Here is a 15,993-nt window from a genome sequence, read left to right as displayed (position 1 = left end):
TGTTTATTAAATAAAGTACCGGTTGTACAGTAGTGGGCTAAATCTGCCCACTGGAAGCTATGTATCCCGTTGGTGAGTTTACAGGTTGAGGAGTTTGGTCGATTACTTTATTGTCAGGAACGGATCCAAGATTAAACAGTCCAATACCACCCGTGAGCATGGCCGCGACCCCAAGTCCTCCTGCAACCAGTCCTGCGATTCCTCCCGAGACTGCATGTAACATGGTAAAGGCCAGAGCAACTGCAGCTATTCCTGTGGCAAAAATAAAGCCTGATATAATGTGAAAGTCAAAGCTATCGAACGATGTAGCAGGTAACTGTCTGGCAGTGGTTTTATCTGTTGCGTTGTTTGCTGTGCTGTTCTCTGAATCAATGAATCTATCAGCATGTACCTGAGGTACCACGATTACAGCTGTTTGAGTCCCATCATCATTGTGTACCACTCCATGAGGAAGCATTCCAGTAACACCTTTTTTGCTTGTATCACACAGATCATAGAAATAAGTGCCGTCAGTTTGAACCTTTAATTGATAAATTATGTCGTTCGTTGTTGCTGCGCAATATCCGATGGCATTGAAATAACGTAACCAGGCGTTTAAAAGAGCATCTTGCCATGAGTCCTTTATCCAAGGTTGAAATTCACCATGAGATTTGCTGTTTTGTAGCTCAAATTTCGACCTGATTGCGTTTCGGTTACTCTCATCTGTTTCAATAGTTAATGTGCCATTTGCTTCCTGTTCAGTAAATACTAACCAGAATTGTATGTAATATCTATGTTCAAGATTCGGATAAGGTTGGGAATATTTAGAAATACATGTTGCTGATATGGGCTTCATAAGCTGCTCGTTTTTATAGGCTATATTTAAAATCAAAGACCGATTGTAGAACATTAATTGAACGTTCTAAAGTAAATTGAATTATTCTCATCTTTTTTAATCTCATGTTTCTACGTCCTGATGATGTATTTTTTGTAATTTTAAAATACTATCATGTACTGCGATTTTATTTTGAGGGAATAAATATGAAAACAATAGGTTATTTACAGTCATTGCCCATTGATAATGATCAGGCTTTAGTTGATTTGGATCTGCCCGCTCCTAAAGTTTCCGGGCGTGATATTTTGGTTGCTGTAAAAGCCATTGCAGTTAATCCTATTGATACTAAAATTAGACGAAATGTTCAACCGCAAGGAGATGAACCCAAGGTATTGGGTTGGGATGCCGCTGGTGTGGTCTTGGAAGTGGGACCAGAAGTAACTCTATTTAAGCCTGGTGATGAAGTGTGGTATGCCGGTGATTTAACAAGACCAGGAACTAACAGTGAATTTCATCTGGTCGATGAACGAATTGTTGCAAAAAAACCTGAATCGCTTAGTTTTGAGGAAGCGGCAGCTCTTCCATTAACCAGTTTGACTGCCTGGGAGCTTCTATTTGATCGTTTGGAACTATCACCAACCGAACATGGCAGTTTATTGATTACCGGTGCTGCTGGAGGTGTTGGTTCTGTGCTGGTTCAATTGGCAAGAAAATTAACTCATTTAACCGTAATAGGGACTGCTTCACGTCCTGAGTCTGTCCAATGGATACTTGGTAATGGCGCTCATCATGTTATCGATCACAGTAAAGACATGAAGGCTCAATTACAGGCAATTAATTATCCTGAAGTTGATTATGTCATTAGTCTGACCCACAGTGATGAGCATGCGAAAGCCTTGGTTGATGTATTAAAGCCTCAGGGTAAATTTGCTTTAATTGATGATCCGCAGCATTTGGATTTTAAGATTTTTAAGCTGAAAAGTATCTCCATTCATTGGGAAATGATGTACACCCGATCGATGTTTAAAACCCCCGACATGATCAAACAGCATGAAATTCTGACTAAAATGGCTCAATTGGTCGATGAAGGGCAGATAAAAACTACCGTTGCTGAATGTATGGGGGCTATTAATGCGGCCAATTTGAGAAAAGCTCATGCATTACTTGAAAGTGGTAAGGCCAGAGGAAAAATTGTGTTAAGTGGGTTTTAGTTGATTTTTATCAAGTTATCAGAAGGAGCTTGCTTCAAAAATTCAATAGTCTTTAAGGCCACATACCGTGTATGAGGCCTTAAAGAATACATCAGGCGATGTTGCGCAATGAATTTATTTTGTTTTGATTGTCACCTGATTTAATGTGTTAGCTCCTTAAGGATAATCCCGTTTTATTGTGCTCACAGGCATTGATTAAATCAGTCAGATTATCAATCCGTTTAACGTTCATAGCTTCTCTAAGAGGAGCTTTAAATTCCTGAATGAATTCAGAAATCATTGATCCCAAGCTGCCTTGATTTAAAGCACCTATATCTTTGGCCGTCAAAGCATTGTTTCCACCTTTTAATACATCCAGCAAGTGAGTGACAGCGGTACGTTTTTCTGTTCCGGTGTATTGGGGAAACAGGGAAAAATGATACATCTCCGGTTGTTTTGCTCGTTGCTTATGGTAGTGTTCCAATTGATATATAAGTTTTTCTACGGGATTTTGTTTATTCAGAGCATTAATTAATTGATTCACTGTTTTAATCGGTTTATCTGATTTGAAATGCGATTGAATAGCCAGTTCATGTTCTGCAAGATAGTTTTTGATCGTTTTGTGTAATCGCCCATCATTCAAAACTGCTTTGTCAAAATTATTGATCAGGGACTCTGGATTTTTTAAAGCGTTAATAAAATGCTGAGTGGCATCCAATTTATCTTTTTTTGTATATTGGAATAAAGGGATCCAATAATGAGTGTAGTGTTCTTTTTTCCTGATTTTACCATATTCTTCCACTATCTTGATTAATCCTGATAATGGGTTTGGCTTTTGTGAAGCAGGTTGGTCTTTACTCGGAATGGGTGTATTGCCAGGTGATTGTTGATCTGGTGTTTTATCATGCTGTTTGTTCAACTCTTTTTTCTGTTGCAGTTCTTCCAGAGCTTTTTGGCGTTGTTGCTCTTCCAGATGTTTTTGGCGTTGTTGCTCTTCCAGATCTTTTTGGCGTTGTTGCTCTTCCAGATCTTTTTGGCGTTGTTGCTCTTCCAGATCTTTTTGGCGCTGCTGCTCTTCCAGATCCTTTGGACGTTGCTGCTCTTCCAGATCTTTTTGGCGCTGCTGCTCTTCCAGATCCTTTTGACGTTGCTGCTCTTCCAGATCCTTTTGGCGTTGTTGCTCTTCCAGATCCTTTTGACGTTGCTGCTCTTCCAGATCCTTTTGACGTTGTTGCTCTTCCAGATCTTTTTGGCGTTGTTGCTCTTCCAGATCTTTTTGGCGCTGCTGCTCTTCCAGATCCTTTTGACGTTGTTGTTCTTCCAGAGCTTTTTGGCGTTGTTGCTCTTCGTGATTTTTATCAAAGGCATTCAGGGCATCAAAGGCGCTTTCCAATTCATCTCGCTCATCGAAATATGCAGGTACTAAATTATTAGTATCCATAATGGCTTTGAATTCCCGTATTTGATTCCGATTGACTTCATTTGATAGCAGTTCAATGGGTGAAACTCCTTTATTTCGATCAAAAAACTGTTCAATTTTAGGAATCATTGCTTCCATGGCAGTATTGGCTTTTTTGATGTCGTAATATAAATCAAAGCGATAAAAATGGCTTTTCAGATCGATGTGTTGTTCTTCCATCTGTTTTTGTAGAGACATGATGCTTTCTTGTATCGCTTTTTTTTGTTCTCTGAGAACAACGTTTAAGGCCAGGTCGTTTTTAGAACTTAGGAGTGCATTTAGTTCGTGGCGTGGATCGTTGTGAAGAGACTGTCGTGCTTCAGTTTCGAGAACATGAAATAGCTTACTGTCATGGCTTTTAAGAGTTGTTATTAAGTCCTGGCTTAATCCATCAACAGAACGTCCTTTGAGAAAATGAACAATGAAAGGCCACATTTCTAATTTTACGGCTTTAGATACTACTTGTTCGATATTATAGTGATCGAGAAGTACACTAATAATTAACGGTTTATTAAAATGAGTATTAAAGAGAGAAAGAATCTCCTCATTGATTTCAACTTCGTTTTCTGAGCCGCGTTCCGAATTACTTTGTACCTGTTTAAGTAATGAACTAAGAATAGTTTGATCATTTTCTTCCAATGCTCTGAATATCAGTTTATTTTTCATAGGTTTGGATAAACCTGGATCATCAGTCAGTTCATCGATGGAGTGAAACAGGCTGGAAAATGGCCGGTATTTGTTATGAATAACAAATTCATACAGGCGATTGAGTGCTCGTTTATATATTAAATCGTATGCAGTATGTGCTGTGTTTGTTGATTCTTTTGAATCCATACCAAATAATTTATCAAGCAACTCATACAGTTCTTCTTTATCATCAAAGTCGACATTGGATTTAAGTAATTCATTCACTATATCTGGAGCTTGAGCTAGACAGGCTTGTTTGAATAACTCCTTTGTGTGTGTAGTGAATTGTTCCAGTTTCTGTAACTGTCTAAACAGGACAAGATCATTGTTAGTAATGGCAAAATTGATAAACGCTGCCAAATATTCGTTGATTATATCTTGTTCCGTACTCTGATTCATTTTTTTATAAAAATATAAAACAGCTTCAGGGCTACCATTGCGAAACAAGGTATGCAGAAGTTCATTAGCATGTGATCTAAAAAACTCTGCAAATTGGGGTTTTTGAAACGCAGCTTCCAACAAGCGCTCATTCGATTGTTTTATGGCAAGTGAAAACAATTGACGGGGTGGCATCTCCGCGTCATATTTGATTAAGAGAAGATACCCTTCTTCATTTTTCTCTTGTATCGCCTCATAGAGGGGAGAACCTTCTATTTTATAGGCGGAATTAATATAGGGGGCGAGTAATTGAATCACTGGTTCATGATGTGCTCTGACCGCTTTTTTCAACAGGTTTATAAAAATCGTATGATCCATCGGTCTATTTTTCTTTAATAATAATGCCAGTAAATCAAATTCATTTGATTCCGCAAGTTTTAGATAAAACTCTTTATTGGTTGATAGATTGGGATAATGGTTCAGGAGAAATTCAATGGATTTATAGTTTTTATTGTGATTTGCTGTGACAAACAAATCATATACTTCATCCATTGATAAATGAACTTGTGAACTTAACTCTTCGGCAAAAGAAAAATAGTGATTTTCAATGGCATAAACTAATATGTTACATAAGGGTTGGATGAGTGTGCGTGCTTCTTTACGGAATGTTCTATCAGCATACTCATCATCTTTTGTTGTTCGATCAAATAATTTTTGTTCATACTCACTCAGTTCATCGCGGATGAATTGATACAATGGAGGTGATGGAACATTTTCGCTGAAAGCAGGAAGTGCCATAGCCAGTTTTATTGCGTAGGGGTAGAAAACGGCGTTATCACCATCAATGATCATTTTTATGATTTTCAAAGCCACGTTTGGAACTTCTTTTACAATATGCTCATAAAGCTTTTTATTGTTTTGGGTCACAGCAATCCATAATAAATCAGGCAGTTGCAGATTATTTGCCGTCAACGGTTGTTTATTTTGGGAATCATTTTTGTAGTTATTCCATGATCTGATGATAAAGTCATAGGCGCCCAGCTGAATCAATTCTGTAATTAATTGTTTGTTGGTAGGAGTAAAAAATTGAACGTAATCTATAGAGCTGGAAAGTAACGCTTCAAGTCGTTGATGATCATTTTCCTTTAAAGCATTTTTGAGTTGTTCTACATGAAAATCAGTGGGTACTTTAAATTTTTTCTGGGTAAAAAATTGAACCAGTTCCTTGTTACCGCATTCATAGGCAAATTTAAGTGCTTCAATGCCTGTTTGGGCAGGAACGGCTTCGGGCCAATTTCGTTTAATTAAATTATTTTCCTTGTAACTGATTAATACCTGCAGAACAGTTAAGTTCTGATTTGTACTCAATAAATCAATTGGTTCTTCCAGGGAGTTACTTTTTAATTTCGCCAAGAATTCGTTCCATACGGATGATGGGTTACTGGCAATACTCAGTTCAAAATATTCATGACGATTGCGTTTTAACGTTTCAGCAAACAGAACGGGAGCTACAGTAAAGCCTGATTGAATCAATTGTTGGAAATTTAAAGGAGAGACTTTACTAATCAATTTTTTACTAATTAAAGTATTATTTTCAGTTTTCGGAAGGCGTTCGCGAACTCCAAGCCAAAAGCTTAATGCACCGCGTTTATCATGGTGTGACGCTGTGCTGATTCCTGAGAGGATAACGGATTCAGATAGAACCGGCAGCTCTTGAGTAAAGGCTTTTAATAGTTCCGCATTCCCATTTTTTGTGAGCTGGATGATGATTTTTGTTATGTTCGATTCAGAAATTGAATTTAATGGAATATTATAACTTTTATACAGTTTTAATACTTCCATGATGCACACAGGATTTATTGATTGAGCTGCTCGAAGCAAGCTGAAGTTATTTTGTACCAGGGCTTTAAATGCTATGTGTTCAGCAGGCGTCACTACATGATTTTTTTGGTAGTCTTCAGACATGCGTTGAAACAGTTCAATATTGCCTGACCAGATTGCGTAGTAGATTAATGTTTGTTTGGTTTTTTCATCCAAGGTTTTGGAATAGAGCTGAAAAACCAGTTCATTATTGCTTTCCATCTGCATCAAATAAGGACATTCTTTTATTTCAATTTCACCTTGCTGAAGATGATATTCAACCGTTTGTCTGTCATTGATGTTCGTAGCAAAAAACAAGCTGTTATACTTCCAGTCCTTATCATTTATACCTATATCTCTTTGATAATCCCGTTTGCTTTTAAGGGACTTACTCAACAGCTTATTTTTATCTGGATAAGTGGCGGGGGTTGGGTCGTCTGGATTCGCGTAGACGATTATTCCTAATCCCACATCACTGTTATCCGGATAGCCAAACTGTTGCGATAACTCATTTATTGCTTCATCTGCCGTTAAAAATCGCCGTGTATTGGTTGCCTGGGCATTGGGGTTTTCATCATTATCCTCATCGTAATTGGGATCATAAATTTCATATTCATTATCAACAAAGGATAGCGCTATTGCATGATTATGGGAGCGAATATAACAGGCTCTGCCTTCGTTACGGATTTGATTGAGAAGATTGGACCAATTGGCAGCGCTTTCAACCAGTCCGATACTGAATTCTTTTTTAATGGGTTTACCATTTATAAAAACGGTATGTTCCATATCCCCTTGATAATATTGACCTTTAGTGTAGTTAAATCGATTAAATTCAATTTCAATTTCTCTAATAAACTTATCAATGGCGTTGTTTTGACCAATTTGATACCCTTCAGGTAGATTAGCCAGTTGTTTTGATAATTCGAAAAACTCTCTTTTTTTTCCTTCCAGAGAGTATCGGACGTATAAGCTTGCTACACCACCACATACACCACCTTTGTTAAGTTTTACTGGGGTATCGTTTTTGCTTAGAACCTTATTGACTGAATCAATAATTTTAACTTGTAATGGCATATCAACCTCTAGGTAATATCATTCAATGGTGTAAGTAATAATGAGTTAAATTATAACACATTGCCCTTAAAATATCACTTTCAGAGGTTATGTCTTTATTTGTTTTAAGAATAAATGAAGTATTTGCTTGATTTATTATCTGGATATTCACTAATGTTACTCAACACAGGAACATTAATAAGGATGGGTTGTATGTTTGGAATGTTTAATCAGGACAGTCAATGGAAGAAGGGATTGCAACTATTTAATGTGTTGCTACTGAGCACAGCAACCTATAAGTTGCTTACGGATTCTGATGCAAAGGGCTCTGTGGAAGGATTGGAAATTGCGGTTCATGCAATTAATTTTTTAAGCCTGAGAGAAAATTCCAATGCGCTTAGTGAGATAATGACGATAGGTGTGAATCTTTTTAGTCTGGGTGCGTCTTATAGTCGGATGACCTCAGAAACAACTCACTCATCCCCATTAACTGATGCATTGGGAGTTGTTTCCACTTTATTGAATACGGGGGCTTTAATATCCGGATCTACAACTGCCTATCCTGATAATCCCTCATCCATAACAAGGACTCCTTGATTTTACTTATTCCGTTATCTTAAAAATCAACAAATCATCAGGTTCTCTAATGGTAAAACATAACCCATACTAATCTAAAAGTTTTCTATCAGTATTATTTTAAATGAGTAATCGGGTGTTAATTTGGAAAACGCTTGATTTATTATATGCGCAATGGATAAAATTTTGACATTTTAATACTATGGGGTAATTTATTATGTTTGGTTTTTTTGATAAAGGCTCATCCTGGACACAAGGGATGCAATTGTATAATGTAACAATTATTTCTTTGGCTGCCTATTCCCTGGTGACTAATCCAGAAGGAAAGGTTGCTGAACTGGGTTTGGCTCTCGTTACTCATGCGTACAGTATGTATAGCTTGAATGAGACAAATGGATTTGGAACCAGAATACTGGGGGCAGGGGCAAATTTGTTCAGGATGGGTGCTATTTATGCCGGAATAACCTCTGGTTGCTCTAATGCTTCATGGGCACTACAAGCGATGTGTGCCTGCGGGAATTTATTAAATATGGGAACTCTTTTATTTGATGATAAGAGTGAAGACGATGGAGCCAAGCCTGCAAGCAAGCTCAATTAATGACAACCGATATATTCCTTTCCTTATTAAATCCTCTGGATGTTTCAGAGGATTTCTTCCCGACCCTCCTGTGAGTTCTATGTTAAGATAAACCGAGGATATACAAGCAATAGCACTACACAAATGGATTTTAATAAGGCTAAGGAAGTAGATACTATGACTCACGCTATAGCTGTAAAGAACGGTTTTAATGGATTTCGCTTGCTGTTTGTTACGCTAATTTCGGTTCTTAAAATTAAAGATCATAATCAAGATTTAAATGATTTGAATCTGGTTAAAATCACTAAACTGTGAGCTATCTTGATGATGAATCTGCACCTGATCTGATTGGATTAAGATCCAATCAGATCGTTGCAACAGCATCATGACCAAATTAAGATTTTATAATTTAAAATTTGTGCACTTTGATTGTTTGTGATCTATATTAATTAGTACAGGAATAATAATAATTTAAGATCAATACAATCAAGGAAATGCTATGATTAATATTCTGCTATTGCTATTAGCAGTAACATCATCTGATTTCGCTTTACTACCCTTACCTGTTATAGAAAAACAATTCGCGATGAATGAACACGTTCAGAGCGTGATTCCATCCTATAATTACCAATTGAATGAAATAAAAGAAATGCTTCAAAAGGAAGGGAATACGTTAAGTGAACCGGTCATTAATAAGGTTCTGACAACCATCAAATGTGCAACAGCTTATAATGTAAAACGTAATAATATATTGACCATTATTGATTATTCCTTACCATCGAACGAGAAGCGATTATGGGTATTTGATATCAATGAAAAGAAATTACTTTTTCATACGTATGTCTCTCATGGCATTAGATCAGGAACCTTGTTAACCAATTATTTTTCTAATAAGTATGACAGTAAAGCCAGCAGTATCGGCGTATATAGAACTGACCAGGCTTATTATGGTCGAGAAGGATTGTCTTTAAGATTGGCAGGTCTCGATAAAAATTTTAATGACAATGCCTATAATCGGTCAGTAGTGATGCATGGTGGGTGGTATGTAGAAGAAAATTTTATCAAACGCTACGGTAGGCCCGGTCGCAGTTGGGGATGTCCTGCTCTGCCCCTGGAGCTGTACAAACCTATTATCAATACTATCAAAGATAATTCACTGATGGTCGTTTATTATCCCAGTGATGAATGGTTTGGAAAATCTAAATTTTTAACGTGTAATGCTGTAGATCATTCAGCGAATTCAGATGTACAGATGACCAAGATAGATACAGCACCTAATGATGTTGATCTTCGTGAACCCGTGTTGTTTGCTGACATCAATAAAAACGACAGACGTGAAGAAGAGGAACCGATTATAGTGATGTCTGCTACGGCCTATGAACGCGTGTTTCATACACAGGCACCTTTAGGAAGAATGCTGCGACGTCAAATAAATAATGAAGAGTATATTGCTTTAAGCAGTAATGAATTTAATAAGCTGGTGGTTCAAAATGACAGAGAAGGCTTGGATTCTATTAATTTCGTAATACCGGTCATTATTATGGTTCGTGGGTATTATGAAACACAAATGAAAATAATCAATATGGGAAAAATCAATGGTGTGCATTCAAACGCTAATACTTCAAATAATTTTGATGATGCAATAAAGAGTTATACTATGAACACTGATGTCAAACCAGTGCTTAATTTAAAAACTACAAATCGCTTCATTCGTTGGTTGGGACTTTAATTAGGGTGTAGCCGGTTGGCAGATCAAAAAGGATTTGCCAACTTTGTGTTTATTAAGGTTCAGACAAAAAACTTTTTAATCCAACTGCAAAAACCACTGGTTATAGCGCACAGGATAATTCCCCAAAACCAATCAATCAATGAAATATAAAGAGGCCAATTTTTTAGTACCGATAGATTGGTCATATCATAAATTCCATAGACTATCAGACCTAATAATGCGCCGTAGAGTACACTCTGGGATAATTGGTTCTGTGCCAAAGGAAGGACAACGCACCATATCATGACCGCAAACAGGAGGTAGACTATAAAAGCAGCGGGTAGATTAGGTTTTAATTGATTCCCTTCAATATTTAAGAAGTGACCAAGCTGATTAAAATACAGTGATTTTCCAATCCATCCTATCCATAGAAAATCCAGAAGACAAAATAAAATCATTGTAGGAATAATGCATTTAAGCGCCGTCATGAGTTAATCCTTAATCATTGGGTGAGTTGCCGGGAATAAAAATTTTTGACATAGAAAGGGAAAAAGTAACATCCATATTAATCCAAGAAAAATTGAACTGATAGTGCCTAAATGAAAAATAGCTACATGAAATCCTACTCCGCCAAGATATGCGGCGGGAAAACCTATTAATGCAAGCAGCCAGAGAAAACGACTTAGCAGGCTCAGCATTTCTACCAAACTGATGCATAACACACTAAAATTTATCCATAGACCCAACATCCATGGAGGAGCAACATATGGATAAAAGGGATTGGGTTGAAAATGAATGAGCGATGTTGCGGTAAAAATACTGTCAATCAGGAACCCCAAACACGACAGACTTAACATAAAGAGCATCCAGTTTTTGACTTTGGATAAATCACACCAAAAAAATAATTGAACAGAACTGATGGACAGGGATAAAAGGAGAGGGAGCCAGGCAAAATTGTTCGCGGCCAGGATCAGAGAACCAAACCAGACGATGTAATATGTGTAAATGACTAATATTTTATTCATGTATTGGCCTAAACAGGGGTTGATACTGATCTAAAGGTATTGATTTGAAATATCCTGTTTTCATACAGGCCAAGGTGAGAAGCATCTGGTGTTTGATTAGAGGCGTTTTGCAAAAAGTACCGTGTAACCTGTCTCTTAAAAAACCCATAACACGATTTGATGATTGGAACCAAGGGGTAACAAAACGGCTTGCGGTCTGATAATAATTAAGTTGTGATGTTCTTTTTTCGGTATAAAGGGTCAGAGCTTTTTGAACAGGATATTGGCGCAAACATTCAAAAAGAATTTGAGCATCAATTAAACCCAGATTGGCACCCTGACCTAATTGGGGACTCATGCCATGAGCTGCGTCTCCAATGATCACAATTCTGTTGTCATGCCATGGATGGATGTTCACGTCTGAATAAGAAGCAAATGCAAATTGATCGTGCGAATGAAGATGATCAAATAAAGGCCTTAGTTTGGGCCAAACATTCAGGACTTGATTTTTCCATGTGGGGAAAGGAGTATGCTTCCATTGTGCCAGTTTCGATCGATGTAAACTCCAGAAAAAGCTGATCAACAGGTTTTTGTCCTGATGCCCCATTGGCAAAATACCAGCCATAATTTCGGTATGCCTATAAACCTGTTCGAGAACAGTATTGAATTGATGTTGTGTATCCTGGCATATTGCCCATAATGCACCCCATTCGTAAGGTGTGACTTTTATTTTGCAATTCATACTATGCCGAAGTTGGGATCGTGATCCGTCTGCAATAATGACACAATCATAAGGGCCATAACGATTCCCTTGATTATCTTTAAGATGAACCTGTTCTGCCAGGTTTTCAATCCCCGTAATTTCGCAGGGATTAATTATTTTGATGTTTAATTCAGTCATCTTTTTATAGAGTTCCTCATAGAGGACGGCTCTATGTATGCCTAAACCACTATGGTGTGAAACCAAATCGGCGTAATGCAAATCCAGAACAACTTTATTATTATGATTGGTTCCATGCAGCCCCGAAATGGGAGCTCCTCTGGAAATTAGAGATTGAACAATCCCTAAATGGTTCAGCACATCCAGACCTGCTGGTTGCAACAAGAATCCAGCACCAACAGGTTTTAAATTTTCGACCTTATCAAATACAGTAACTTCAGCATTTAATTGCTTTAAAAAAATGGCGGCAGCAGGGCCAGCAATCCCGCATCCAATTACAGCAATATGTAACATAACCTGATCCCTTTTATGTGCCGAATTATTAAGAATGGGTCACATGAATCGCATAAGGGCCCGTATAGTTATCATTCCCTTTACCGAATAAATTATCCAGATTGAATACATTGGGCATTGAATCATGTCCGTGGACGTAGTTCACAAAAAAGTGTTTGCCCGTTGGTTCGTGATCACGATGTAATATGGTGTAATCCCTGTTCCATAACACCTGCTTTATAGGGCTTTGAGTGTTCGACTTTTTGTGATCCTCATTCAGTTGATTGTAATGAACTGTAAATGTTCGACTCATAATCCACTGGTGTATCTGATGGTTGATACTATCGAAACCCTTGGTTAACTCAGCCAGATTTGAATCGTTATAAGGAGTCTTGAGATCCTTTGCCAACTCAGCAAGAATGCCGAGATCGATTGGTGCATGACTATAAACAGTCAGTTCATTTTTTTGTTTGTTATGGGTATAACCTGGAAACACGAGATGCTTCAGGTAGTGATTCTGAATTATATCCAGTACGTCTTGACGTTCTATAATACCGCGATCGATTATTCGCCCCAAATGGAGCATTGATTGAACGGTAGACTCATTTTCTCCCTCTCCATAAGGATTAAAACTGAATGATTGCTCTGGCCGTTCATAGGCACTGAGGAAAAAATTACCGTGATTGGATAAAACAACATCAAAAGGAACACCGGCCATATCTAATTTTTTGTAGAGTTGTAAGGTGTAATAATCATTCATACCCCGATCACATAAATCATCACCCAGAAATCTGATTTTATGTTGAGAGTTAATTTTAGCAGCATTCAATAGGACCTGAAAATAAGCCAGATCTTTCACTGTAAGATCATCTGGACTTTTTTCATAAATAGAAACAAAGAGGTTATAATCTTCCTTAGTAATTTTTACGACATCATTTCGAATAAGAAAATTGAGCAATTTAAGTGCATTGCCATGTAAATCGCCAATCGTCACTTCAACCCCAGGTTCGTGTACTGTGATGTGTTCAGGATATTTTTTCAGATTTACATGATTTATTTGTAATTCATTATATGGTTTTTGTGCCATTGCATCGGGTTGTGCCAGGATCACATTCAGAACTATAAAGGCGAGGTAGAGTATCGGTTTCATTAACGTAACTTCCTGTAAAATATTGATGTCTTCAGGATTTACAAAATACTTGGGGTGCGTTGACAATTCATCAAATGATTCCCATGTGATCAATACTAATTTGAAATTCCCCAGGATACAAGTTTTGTTAGAAACCAATGCACTTTGCACGTATTTACAGATGAAGCATGGCACTCTGCCATTAAGTTAAGTCATAGTAGTCCGTATAAGACAAAGCCGTGAAACAGGGGGGGGCTAAATAATTATTAACTTGATGGCAGCCATTGTAGCCTGTAATAGCGAAGCGTATTACGGGGAAATAATGGAGTTTCTTGTCACTTCAATCCCGTATTACGCTTCGCTAATACGGGCTACGAAAATAGTCAATCTACAATAAATAATTCTTAACTTGATGGCAGTGAGGTTAAGGCAACGGGGTTATGCTTGTTTAATCGGCCTCGGGATAGAATTAAATAACCCATCAGAGCAATAAAGCTGACCCACACGGGAGCAAGCCAGGTCATGTGGTGGATATGAGCCTGTTCTGCTGCTGGTAAACTGATTGCTCCAAGGCTTGCGGAAATTGCCCAGACAGTGGATACACCACGACAACGGTATTGAGCAGGAAGTTGGAGGTATAAAAAATAGTAGAGTGCGGAGCACAGCAGTCCATTGGCCATTACATATAACACAAGGCCAAGTAATACCCCGATTACCGATCCCGAGGCAGTAAACATAAATAACACAGGTGCTCCCAAAAAAGCGGCGACCATACTGCTTCGTAATAAAAATAAAACTTTGCCTGGAGGTGTATAGCGGGCGATAGGTAATGCCAGCAGGGCAGACAATAATTGAGCGATAGACCCAGCCCAGGCACAGGCAACGGGAGAGCCTATACCTTGATCGGTAGCGTAGGAGACCCAGAATGCATTACAGATATATACCGTAACGCTTACAAAAGCTCCCATGATACTGATATTAATAATTCCAGGCCACTCTTCCCGGATTATCTGCCTTATCGGTGATTTGTTGGCAATAAATTCGGGAGATTCCTTTAATTTTTTCCGTAAGCTACATACCCATAGTGAGAGCAACCCAACTAAAACAAAGATGACGCGCCATAAGTCATCAATTTGCGTTGATTGAACCAAAGCAGCGGTTGCTCCACCCAGAAACATCCCTGCAGCACCGCTGGCAGCGACATAGCTACCGGCAATCAAAGGTCTATGGGATTGATGTTCGACCAGAAACATGGCTGAATTGTTGATTTCTCCACCCAAAGCAAGGCCTTGGGCGATTCGTAACAGGAGCAATCCCCAAGTTGCACTGATACCTATAACTTCATAGCCAGGAAGAAGGGCTATGCCTATAGTCGCCATACCCATTAAAGCAGCAGAAAATATAAGTGGGGTTCGTCGACCATAACCGTCGGCAGATCGACCAAACAACCAGCCACCCAATGGTCTGGCGAGAAAGGCTGTAGCAAACAAGGCAAAGGAAAGCATCAAGCTGTAATCTGATGGCGGGAAAAAATTTTTGGCGAACACTGATTTTGCCAGATAGAGATACAAACTGAAATCCAGCCATTCGAGGAAGACCAGAGCAATGACAACCAGTAATGCTTTTCGATTCATTCTATCATCCAACAACAAGTTAACTTCTCTATAAATACTGAAATTTCGTCATCCTGAACGCAGTGAAGGATCTCCTAATTCAGGCACCGCACCACGTTCGGGAGATCCCTCGTTACACTCGGGATGACGGTTAAGTTTCGTCATCCTGAACGCAGTGAAGGATCTCCCAATTCAGGCACCGCACCACGTTCAGGAGATCCCTCGTTACACTCAGGATGACGGTTAAGTTTCGTCATCCTGAACGCCGTGAATGATCTCCCAATTCAGGCACAGCACCACAATCAGGAGATCCCTCGTTACACTCGGGATGACGGTTAAGTTTCGTCATCCTGAACGCCGTGAAGGATCTCCCAATTCAGGCACCGCACCACATTCAGGAGATCCCTCGTTACACTCGGGATGACGGTTAAGTTTCGTCATCCTGAACGCGTGAAGGATCTCCCAATTCAGGCACAGCACCACGTTCAGGAGATCCCTCATTGCATTCGGGATGACAGTTAAGTTTCGTCAACCTGAACGCTGTGAAAGATCTCCCAATTCAGGCACCGCACCACGTTCGGGAGATCCCTCGTTACATTCGGGATGACGGTTAAGTTTCGTCATCCTGAACGCAGTGAAGGATCTCCCAATTCAGGCACAGCACCACGTTCAGGAGATCCGTCATTACACTAGGGATGACGGTTAAGTTTCGTCATCCTGAACGCAGTGAAG

At 38.7% G+C, this 15,993-nt stretch carries 12 protein-coding genes; 5 read left to right on the top strand and 7 right to left on the bottom strand.

Annotated features, from left to right (window positions below; all coding sequences use genetic code 11):
- Positions 1-37: 37 nt before the first annotated feature.
- Positions 38-835, bottom strand: a complete 798-nt coding sequence (locus Lqua_RS17195; protein WP_058475517.1) for a hypothetical protein — start codon at positions 833-835, stop codon at positions 38-40.
- Between the two features lie 185 nt (positions 836-1,020).
- Between Lqua_RS17195 and Lqua_RS17190 the strand changes: the two genes are divergently transcribed.
- Complete coding sequence (locus tag Lqua_RS17190) at positions 1,021-2,025, top strand: zinc-binding alcohol dehydrogenase family protein (protein ID WP_058475609.1); 1,005 nt, start codon at positions 1,021-1,023, stop codon at positions 2,023-2,025.
- Positions 2,026-2,173: 148 nt separating this feature from the next.
- Here Lqua_RS17190 and Lqua_RS18920 read toward each other — a convergent pair whose 3' ends face one another.
- Positions 2,174-7,462, bottom strand: coding sequence for a hypothetical protein (locus tag Lqua_RS18920; protein ID WP_058475516.1), 5,289 nt, complete (start codon positions 7,460-7,462; stop codon positions 2,174-2,176).
- 192 nt (positions 7,463-7,654) lie between these two features.
- On the opposite strand from Lqua_RS18920, the gene Lqua_RS17180 reads away from it, so the two are divergent.
- The 4 genes from Lqua_RS17180 to Lqua_RS17170 all read left to right on the top strand — a co-directional run bounded on the left by Lqua_RS17180 (position 7,655) and on the right by Lqua_RS17170 (position 10,323).
- Positions 7,655-8,038: a hypothetical protein gene (locus tag Lqua_RS17180; protein ID WP_058475515.1), complete on the top strand. Its 384-nt coding sequence runs from the start codon at positions 7,655-7,657 to the stop codon at positions 8,036-8,038.
- Between the two features lie 196 nt (positions 8,039-8,234).
- Entirely contained in the window at positions 8,235-8,615 is a 381-nt protein-coding gene (locus Lqua_RS17175; protein ID WP_058475514.1) for a hypothetical protein, read from the top strand.
- Positions 8,616-8,771: 156 nt separating this feature from the next.
- A complete protein-coding gene (locus Lqua_RS18290) occupies positions 8,772-8,909 on the top strand; it encodes a hypothetical protein (protein WP_157076155.1) in 138 nt (45 codons plus the stop codon).
- A gap of 184 nt (positions 8,910-9,093) precedes the next feature.
- Positions 9,094-10,323, top strand: coding sequence for a murein L,D-transpeptidase catalytic domain family protein (locus tag Lqua_RS17170; protein ID WP_058475513.1), 1,230 nt, complete (start codon positions 9,094-9,096; stop codon positions 10,321-10,323).
- Between the two features lie 59 nt (positions 10,324-10,382).
- On the opposite strand, the gene Lqua_RS17165 is transcribed toward Lqua_RS17170, so the two are convergent.
- The 5 genes from Lqua_RS17165 to Lqua_RS17145 all read right to left on the bottom strand — a co-directional run bounded on the left by Lqua_RS17165 (position 10,383) and on the right by Lqua_RS17145 (position 15,282).
- A complete protein-coding gene (locus Lqua_RS17165; protein ID WP_058475512.1) occupies positions 10,383-10,790 on the bottom strand; it encodes a DUF2177 family protein in 408 nt (135 codons plus the stop codon).
- Between the two features lie 3 nt (positions 10,791-10,793).
- The gene (locus Lqua_RS17160; RefSeq protein ID WP_058475511.1) at positions 10,794-11,327 is read right to left on the bottom strand and encodes a DUF2878 family protein; all 534 of its coding nucleotides are present in this window, start codon (positions 11,325-11,327) and stop codon (positions 10,794-10,796) included.
- Complete coding sequence (locus Lqua_RS17155) at positions 11,320-12,540, bottom strand: FAD-dependent oxidoreductase (RefSeq protein ID WP_058475510.1); 1,221 nt, start codon at positions 12,538-12,540, stop codon at positions 11,320-11,322. The genes Lqua_RS17160 and Lqua_RS17155 overlap by 8 nt, the downstream gene beginning before the upstream one ends.
- Positions 12,541-12,568: 28 nt before the next feature.
- Positions 12,569-13,669 (bottom strand): Dot/Icm T4SS effector Wip, encoded by a 1,101-nt coding sequence (gene wip / locus Lqua_RS17150; RefSeq protein WP_058475608.1) that lies wholly within the window; start codon positions 13,667-13,669, stop codon positions 12,569-12,571.
- A gap of 383 nt (positions 13,670-14,052) precedes the next feature.
- On the bottom strand, positions 14,053-15,282 hold the full coding sequence (locus Lqua_RS17145; protein ID WP_058475509.1) for an MFS transporter: 1,230 nt from the start codon (positions 15,280-15,282) through the stop codon (positions 14,053-14,055).
- Positions 15,283-15,993 lie beyond the last annotated feature (711 nt).

The sequence above is a fragment of the Legionella quateirensis genome, assembly GCF_001467955.1.
Taxonomy (GTDB): domain Bacteria; phylum Pseudomonadota; class Gammaproteobacteria; order Legionellales; family Legionellaceae; genus Legionella; species Legionella quateirensis.
This window is presented reverse-complemented; position numbering and strand designations above follow the sequence as displayed.

Excerpts from the sequence above, each read along its gene's own strand:
- Lqua_RS17195 (WP_058475517.1), bottom strand. The coding sequence starts at position 835 with ATGAAGCCCATATCAGCAACATGTATTTCTAAATATTCCCAACCTTAT.
- Lqua_RS17190 (WP_058475609.1), top strand. The coding sequence starts at position 1,021 with ATGAAAACAATAGGTTATTTACAGTCATTGCCCATTGATAATGATCAG.
- Lqua_RS18920 (WP_058475516.1), bottom strand. The coding sequence starts at position 7,462 with ATGCCATTACAAGTTAAAATTATTGATTCAGTCAATAAGGTTCTAAGC.
- Lqua_RS17180 (WP_058475515.1), top strand. The coding sequence starts at position 7,655 with ATGTTTGGAATGTTTAATCAGGACAGTCAATGGAAGAAGGGATTGCAA.
- Lqua_RS17175 (WP_058475514.1), top strand. The coding sequence starts at position 8,235 with ATGTTTGGTTTTTTTGATAAAGGCTCATCCTGGACACAAGGGATGCAA.
- Lqua_RS18290 (WP_157076155.1), top strand. The coding sequence starts at position 8,772 with ATGACTCACGCTATAGCTGTAAAGAACGGTTTTAATGGATTTCGCTTG.
- Lqua_RS17170 (WP_058475513.1), top strand. The coding sequence starts at position 9,094 with ATGATTAATATTCTGCTATTGCTATTAGCAGTAACATCATCTGATTTC.
- Lqua_RS17165 (WP_058475512.1), bottom strand. The coding sequence starts at position 10,790 with ATGACGGCGCTTAAATGCATTATTCCTACAATGATTTTATTTTGTCTT.
- Lqua_RS17160 (WP_058475511.1), bottom strand. The coding sequence starts at position 11,327 with ATGAATAAAATATTAGTCATTTACACATATTACATCGTCTGGTTTGGT.
- Lqua_RS17155 (WP_058475510.1), bottom strand. The coding sequence starts at position 12,540 with ATGTTACATATTGCTGTAATTGGATGCGGGATTGCTGGCCCTGCTGCC.
- wip (WP_058475608.1), bottom strand. The coding sequence starts at position 13,669 with ATGAAACCGATACTCTACCTCGCCTTTATAGTTCTGAATGTGATCCTG.
- Lqua_RS17145 (WP_058475509.1), bottom strand. The coding sequence starts at position 15,282 with ATGAATCGAAAAGCATTACTGGTTGTCATTGCTCTGGTCTTCCTCGAA.